Origin of the sequence: Qipengyuania sp. (assembly GCF_042095715.1) — a bacterium.
GTDB lineage: Bacteria > Pseudomonadota > Alphaproteobacteria > Sphingomonadales > Sphingomonadaceae > Qipengyuania.
In genome coordinates, this window is sequence record NZ_JBELMO010000104.1 from 1 (window position 1) to 6,797 (window position 6,797).

At 61.0% G+C, this 6,797-nt stretch carries 6 protein-coding genes; 4 read left to right on the plus strand and 2 right to left on the minus strand.

Annotated elements, in window-relative coordinates:
- From ACFDTG_RS15580 to ACFDTG_RS15595, 4 genes are all read left to right on the plus strand, one after another.
- On the plus strand, positions 1 to 721 hold a 721-nt coding region (locus ACFDTG_RS15580; protein WP_375291880.1), incomplete at its 5' end, for an HlyD family secretion protein.
- 2 nt (positions 722 to 723) lie between these two features.
- Positions 724 to 2,280, plus strand: coding sequence for an MDR family MFS transporter (locus tag ACFDTG_RS15585; RefSeq protein ID WP_037529238.1), 1,557 nt, complete (start codon positions 724 to 726; stop codon positions 2,278 to 2,280).
- 7 nt (positions 2,281 to 2,287) lie between these two features.
- On the plus strand, positions 2,288 to 3,784 hold the full coding sequence (locus tag ACFDTG_RS15590; RefSeq protein ID WP_066485704.1) for an efflux transporter outer membrane subunit: 1,497 nt from the start codon (positions 2,288 to 2,290) through the stop codon (positions 3,782 to 3,784).
- A gap of 479 nt (positions 3,785 to 4,263) precedes the next feature.
- Positions 4,264 to 4,554 carry an AlpA family transcriptional regulator gene (locus tag ACFDTG_RS15595; RefSeq protein WP_037529236.1) on the plus strand — a complete coding sequence of 97 codons (291 nt, stop codon included), beginning with the start codon at positions 4,264 to 4,266 and terminating at the stop codon, positions 4,552 to 4,554.
- On the opposite strand, the gene ACFDTG_RS15600 is transcribed toward ACFDTG_RS15595, so the two are convergent.
- The gene (locus ACFDTG_RS15600) at positions 4,526 to 5,782 is read right to left on the minus strand and encodes a tyrosine-type recombinase/integrase (protein ID WP_037529235.1); all 1,257 of its coding nucleotides are present in this window, start codon (positions 5,780 to 5,782) and stop codon (positions 4,526 to 4,528) included. The two genes, ACFDTG_RS15595 and ACFDTG_RS15600, sit on opposite strands and share 29 nt — an antisense overlap.
- Before the next feature lie 291 nt (positions 5,783 to 6,073).
- Positions 6,074 to 6,797, minus strand: a 724-nt coding sequence (gene guaA / locus ACFDTG_RS15605; protein WP_375291881.1) for a glutamine-hydrolyzing GMP synthase, incomplete at its 5' end; no start/stop codon positions are given.

The window sequence follows — 6,797 nt, forward strand, 5'->3', positions numbered from 1 at the left end:
GGCGGCCTCGGCGCGCGCCGAGGCCGCCTTCGCGCGGCAGCAGGTTGCGCGCTATCAGCCGCTGGCGGCGTCTGGCGCAGAGCCAGGCGAGCGATTTGCTCAGCTTCAGACGCAGGCACGACAGGCAGATGAGCGCGCCAATGCTGCTCAGGCCGGCCTTACCGCAGCAGAAAGGCGCGTTGGCACGCTTGGTGCGCAGGTACGACAGGCGCAATCGCAAGCCGAAGCCGCTCGCGCTCAGCTCTCCGCCGCGCGTGTGAACACCGAATCGACGTTGCTCAAGGCAGCGATCGATGGTCGCGTCGGCGATCTCGCTGTCCGGGTAGGGCAGTTCGTACAGCCCGGAACGCGCCTGATGACGCTGGTGCCGGTGGAGCGCCTCTTCATCGAGGCCAATTTTAAAGAGACGCAGCTAGGTCTCATGCGAGTCGGCCAGCCCGTCAGCATCGACGTCGACGCGCTCCCCGGGGTCGAGCTGAAAGGGCGGGTTGCCAGCTTCGCACCGGGCACAGGTGCCCAGTTCTCCGTGCTCCCGCCGCAAAACGCGACCGGCAACTTCACGAAGATCGTTCAGCGCGTGCCCGTCCGTATCGCGATCGATGCGCCGCCCGAAGTCAGGCCCCTTCTGGTTCCCGGAATGTCGGTCGGCATTACTGTCGATACCCGTTCGGCCAAAGGCGACCTGGAGAGAATCCGGCAGGCCGTAAGTCGGAAGCGCTGAGCGTGGCGACGGTTGCTGCATCTCCGGGGACGTTACGCGCCGAGCGAGCCGACTCGACGGCCTGGATCGCGGTCGCGGCCGGCGCGCTGGGCGCGCTGCTCGCGACACTCGACATCTCGATCGTCAACTCGGCGCTGCCGACTATCCAAGGGGAGATCGGAGCGACCGGCACGGAAGGAACGTGGATCGCCACGGCTTTTCTCGTTGCCGAGATCATCATCATACCGCTGAGCGCGTGGCTGGAACGGCTTTTGGGGTTGAGGACACTTCTCCTCATCTCTGTGACCTCTTTTACAGGATTCTCGGTCCTGTGCGGCACCGCTACGGATCTGATGACAATGATCGTCGGAAGGGCGGGTCAGGGGTTCACGGGCGGCGTGCTCATCCCGACAGCGATGACGATCGTCGCAAAGCGCCTCCCGCCATCGCAACAGCCAATCGGCATGGCCCTTTTTGGAATGACCGTCATCCTGGGTCCGGTTCTTGGCCCCCTGCTCGGAGGCTGGCTCACGGAAAATCTGAGCTGGCATTATGCCTTCTTCGTCAACGTGCCGGTCTGCGGTCTGCTCTTGCTGCTGCTGCTTCTCGGCCTGCCGCACGAGAAAACGAACTGGGTCTATTTCCGCGAGGCGGACTGGTTCGGGATCGTCGGCATGATCCTCGGCCTGGGAGGACTGACGGTCGTGCTTGAGGAAGGGCACCGTGAAGAATGGTTTGAATCGACGTACATCGTCCGGCTGACGATCATGACCCTGATTGGTTTTGTCATGCTGGGTATCGGACAATTCAGGGCCGCCAAGCCTGTGCTTAAGCTGCGGATCGTGATGAATCGACAATTCGGCAGCGTCGTCGTCATGGCGCTGGCGCTGGGCATGGTGATGTACGGCTCGACCTTCGTCATCCCGCAATTCCTCGCGCTGATCGCTAACTATAACGCCCTTGAGACGGGTCAGGTGATTTTCCTCATGGGTGTGCCTGCCTTCCTGCTGATGCCCGTCATCCCGCTGCTTATCCGCGTCGTCGATATCAGGATCGCCGTTGGCACAGGCCTTGCGCTCATGGCCGCCAGCTGCCTCGTCAACACCAGCCTCACCGCGGAATCTGCCGGAGAAGCCTTTACCGCCGGACAGTTACTGCGTGGTGTCGGCATGATCCTCACCATGCTGTTCCTGAACCAGGCCACTATCGCTTCGGTCAGCAAGGAGGATGCCGGTGATGCATCAGGCATCTTCAATGCCGCACGAAATCTCGGCGGGTCGTTCGCTTTGGCCGCCCTGGCCTCCTTTCAGGACCAGCGAATGTCGCTCCATAGCCGACGGATGGAAGAGACCCTTTGGGCAAACGACCCAAGGTTGCAGGATTATCTCGCCGGCATGACCAGGACGTTCGGCCAGATGGACGCCGCCCTTCAGTCGCTTGCCGGGACCATTCAGCAGCAGGCCTTCATCATGACGTACAATGACATTTTCCTGGCGATGGCGCTTGCGACACTAGCCACGCTTCCACTCGTTTTGTTCCTGCGCCCGCTGCCTAAAGGGCAGTCCATGGCGATGCATTGAGGCTGCGATGATAAACTTCAGAGGTCTCGTTCTCGCCCCCTTGCTGCTCGGCGGATGTGTCGTTGGCCCGGACTACGCCGGACCGCCGGGGTTGGATCGCGCCGCCCCCCAATCCAAGTTCGTGCGCCAGACCGCGAGTACGAGCACCAATGACCCCGCAGTTGCTGAGTGGTGGACGGCCCTTCAAGATCCGGTCCTGAACGAGCTTGAGCAACGCGCACTTGCAGCGAATCCGTCGATCGATGTCGCCCAGGCGCGACTCCGTCAGGCGCGTGCATCCGTGCGCCAGGAGCGCGCTAACCGCTTTCCGAAAGCTGGGGCACAAGCGACCGGAATCTTCGCCGACCTTCCCGGGATCGATCTGCAGTCAGCTCAGGGGAACGGCGCAACGCCCCCTTCCCAGGACGCGGATTCCTCTCTCCAGTTTTTCAATCTCGGCCTGAACGCAAATTGGGAAATCGATTTTGCGGGAGGCCAGATCCGAAAAATAGAATCCGCTAACGCACTAGCCGCAGCGGCGTCCTACAACGCGGCAGATGCACACGTTCAACTCGCAGCCGACGTTGCGCAAAGTTATACGAATCTGCGGGACCGGCAGCAGCGCGCCGCTGCACTTCGTGGGGGGCTGGACCTGCAGAAGCAGCAGCTAGGCCTCGCTCGGCAACGCTTTCAGCAGGGCACGGTGCCGGCCTTTGCCATTGGTCAGGCGAACCGCGCCATTCAGGCTACCAACGGCGATCTCGCTACGGCTGAGGCGGAGATCGGAATTTATCTCAATGCGCTCGCCGTGCTTGCAGGGGAGGCGCCAGGGAGGCTCGATTCCTTGCTGGCTATCCCGCGTGACGTCCCCTTGCCACCACAGGTCGTCGCCATCGGCGATCCCGCCTCTCTACTTCGCCGTCGACCCGACATACGCGCCGCCGAGCGCAATCTGGCGGCCACGACCGCCCGGATTGGCGTCGCTGAAGCAGCGCGTTTTCCCAAGATCAGCTTTATGGGGATCCTAGGCATCGGCGGAACGTCTGTCGGAGACCTGGTCGATCTGGGAAATATCTCCAACATTGCCGTGCCCCAGCTACAATGGGGGTTGCTCGATTTTGGACGAACTTCGGCCCAGATAACGCAAGCGCGCGCTGGACGAGACGAAGCTGAGGCACAGTATCGACAGGTCGTTCTAGGTGCGTTCCAGGACGCCGAGAATTCGCTCGCGCGCTTTGCACAGCAACGTCGCAATGTGGCAGCGCTCGCCGAGATCAAGCGATCGGCTGACGAGTCAGACATTTTGACACAACAACGCTTCCAGCGACAGGTGATTTCCCGCAGTGACGCACTCGAGTCCGGTCGTCAGAAAGTGCTTGCTGCATCAAACCTTCAAAGTGCGGTTGCGGCTCTTACGGCAAGTTATATCGCCATCCAAAAATCACTCGGACTCGGGTGGCAGGAATCGACCTATCAAGGATTGGCAACGGATTCCTCGACCACGTCTATCGGAACAAATCAGTGATCCCTCCGCCTGTCATGCCCTGGTGTCGCCTTTGGGGTAGTTACCGAATTACCATAACGGCGCCTTGACTGAGGAGACGCTGCTGTGGTCGACACCGAAATACGGTCTGTATGGAACGGGAGGTGACGATGCAACTTCGGTCGGGAGTTCAAGATTGAGCAGTTAAGCTGGCGCAGGATTAAGGGCGACTGCTTCTTCACTTCAATTTATTGATCTACGCACGATACGCGGCCTTTCGGATTGGCAAGACCTGGCTCTGGCAATCGGACTGGCAAGCCTGCGCCGGCAGTTTGTTGACGTCGTCGCTCCGCTCGACGGACTGCGTCCTGCGCATGACTAGGGCCAAGGGACAACCAGAACGAGCCCGCCGATTTGTACGCCATTGCCGCCGCGGGCCCTACGCCGGTGTGTTCGCTCTTTTCATGTCGGGTCTATCGGCTCCAATCGGCATCAGACGCCAATCCCGTTGGAGTAGAGTTATGTCGACGAAACCTGAGGCCCTCAAAAAGCGGATGATCCGCCGCCATGAGCTTCGGCAGATCATACCGCTGGCCGACACCACCATCTACGAGATGGAACTGCGCGGCGAATTCCCTCGTCGCTTTGCGCTCACCCCGCGCTGTGTGGTGTGGGATCTGGCCGAGGTCGAAGCGTGGCTGACCGAGCGCCTGGCGACAGCTCGGCGATCGCCCATCGACCGCGCGCCGCATCCTGATGTACGCAAGCGCAAGGCGCGCCCCGTCAAAGCGCCGGATCAGGCACGAGCATAGGCATCGAGGGCGGAATCAGGACCGGCACGCGCTTCTGCCCCGCCACCCAAGCATCGATGATATCAGACCACTCCTGCATCATATGCCGCCGCTGATGCTCGTACTCCGCCTTGTTGTAGACGCCGCGCGAGGATCGCCCATCTTCATGGGCCAGGCACTTTTCGATCCAGTCACTGTTGAACCCCAGTTCGTTGAGCAGGGTCGATCCGGTGCGGCGCAAGTCATGTACCGTGAACGGCTCCAGCGGTAAGCCTTCCTTCTGCGCACGCTCCACGACGGCATAGGTGACGCGATTAAAGGTCGCCCGGGACATCGGCGCATCCGCATCATACCGAGACGGCAGAAGGTAGCGCGAGTTACCCGCGCAGGTCTTCAACGCGATCATGATGTCGAGGCATTGCTGCGAGAGATAGACGTTATGCGCCTTGGATCGCTTCATGCGTTCCTTGGGGATCGTCCACACGGCGTTCTCGAAGTCCACCTCGTCCCAGACCGCATCCTGCAGCTCGCTCTTGCGCACCATTGTCAGCAGAAAGAGGCGCATCCCGAGTCGGATCGTTGGCAGCGTCGCCACATGGTCGAGCTGCTTGAGCATCACGCGAATTTCCGTCGGCGACAGCGACCGGTCCTTTGGAACGAACTTCGCGATCGAGGCGGGGCCGACATCGTCGGCCGGATTGGCGACCTTCTCGCCGTGCAAGATCGCAAATCCGTAGATCTGCTTCAGGATGTCGCGGACATGGATCGCAGTCGCCGGAGCGCCGCGATCGACGATCTTGCCGCAGTGGGCGCGCAGGTCATCCGGCGTGATTTCTGTCAGCAGCCGATTCTTCCAGACTGGCAGAAGCTCTCGTTCGAAGATCGAACGCCGCATTGCGCGGGTGCTGTCCGCCATCGGCGCCTTCACCAACCAGCGCTCACCAAACTCACCGAAGCTCTTGGCCTCTTTGATCCGGCGTTTGTCGCGCTGCTTTTCCTGGGCAGGGGACCTGCCTTCGAAGACTGCACGTTTAGCGTCGATCGTCGCTTCACGGGCTCGAGCAAGGGACAAACCGGAGGGACCGTACTTCCCGAGCGTCAGCGTCTCGCGTCGCCCATGCAGCCGGTAGTCCAGCCGAAACGTCAGCGTCCCGGAGGTTGAGACCTGAACATAAAGGCCGTCACGGTCCGTGACCTTGTATGCTTTTTCGCGTGGTTTCAGGTTCTTAAGGGCAACATCGGTGAGCATACCGACCTCCTCTACGCAAAATACCGTCAGGCGATTTTCGGCAATTCTGCCGAAATTGTCGCATGATTTACAATGGCTTAGTGCGGAAAGAATACCGTCACTGGCTTCAATACCTCTGACGGTATCGCTGGACTGGGCCAAGTGCAAGTTTGCCGGATACCGTCACGCAGGACGCCAGGGCCAACCGCTGCTCCGCGATTGACCTCGATAGATAGCGTGAGATAGTCTTTTTATTTCAATGCTTTGACCGAGCTTTGCCGATTGATCGCGATAGCCAAAAATGGCCCCGAATCATTCCCACTCGATCGTGCCGGGGGGCTTCGAGGTGTAATCGTAAGTGACGCGGTTGATGCCCTTCACTTCGTTGATGATCCGCGTCGCCACGCGCGGCAGGAAGTCACCCGGAAACTGGAATGCCTGCGCTGTCATGCCGTCGGTCGAGGTCACCGCCCGTAGTGCCAGCACCGAGTCATAGGTCCGCCCGTCGCCCATCACGCCGACCGAGCGGACCGGCAACAATACCGCAAACGCCTGCCAGATCGCATCGTACAGCCCGGCCGAGCGGATCTCCTCAAGGTAGATCGCGTCCGCCTTGCGCAGGATGTCGCACCGTTCCTTCGTCACCTCGCCCGGGATACGGATCGCGAGCCCGGGACCGGGGAACGGATGCCGGCCGACGAACACGTCGGGCAGGCCCAGCTCGCGACCCAGCACGCGCACCTCGTCCTTGAACAATTCGCGCAGCGGCTCGACCAGCTTCATATTCATCCGCTCGGGCAGCCCACCGACATTGTGGTGACTTTTGATCGTCACCGATGGTCCGCCGGTGAAGCTGACGCTTTCGATCACGTCCGGGTAAAGCGTGCCCTGCGCCAGGAATTCCGCCCCGCCGATCTTCTTCGCCTCCGCCTCGAACACGTCGATGAAGGTCTTGCCGATGAACTTGCGCTTCGCCTCGGGATCGGTGACCCCGGCCAGCCCGTCCATGAACAGGTCCTGTGCCTGCACATGGACC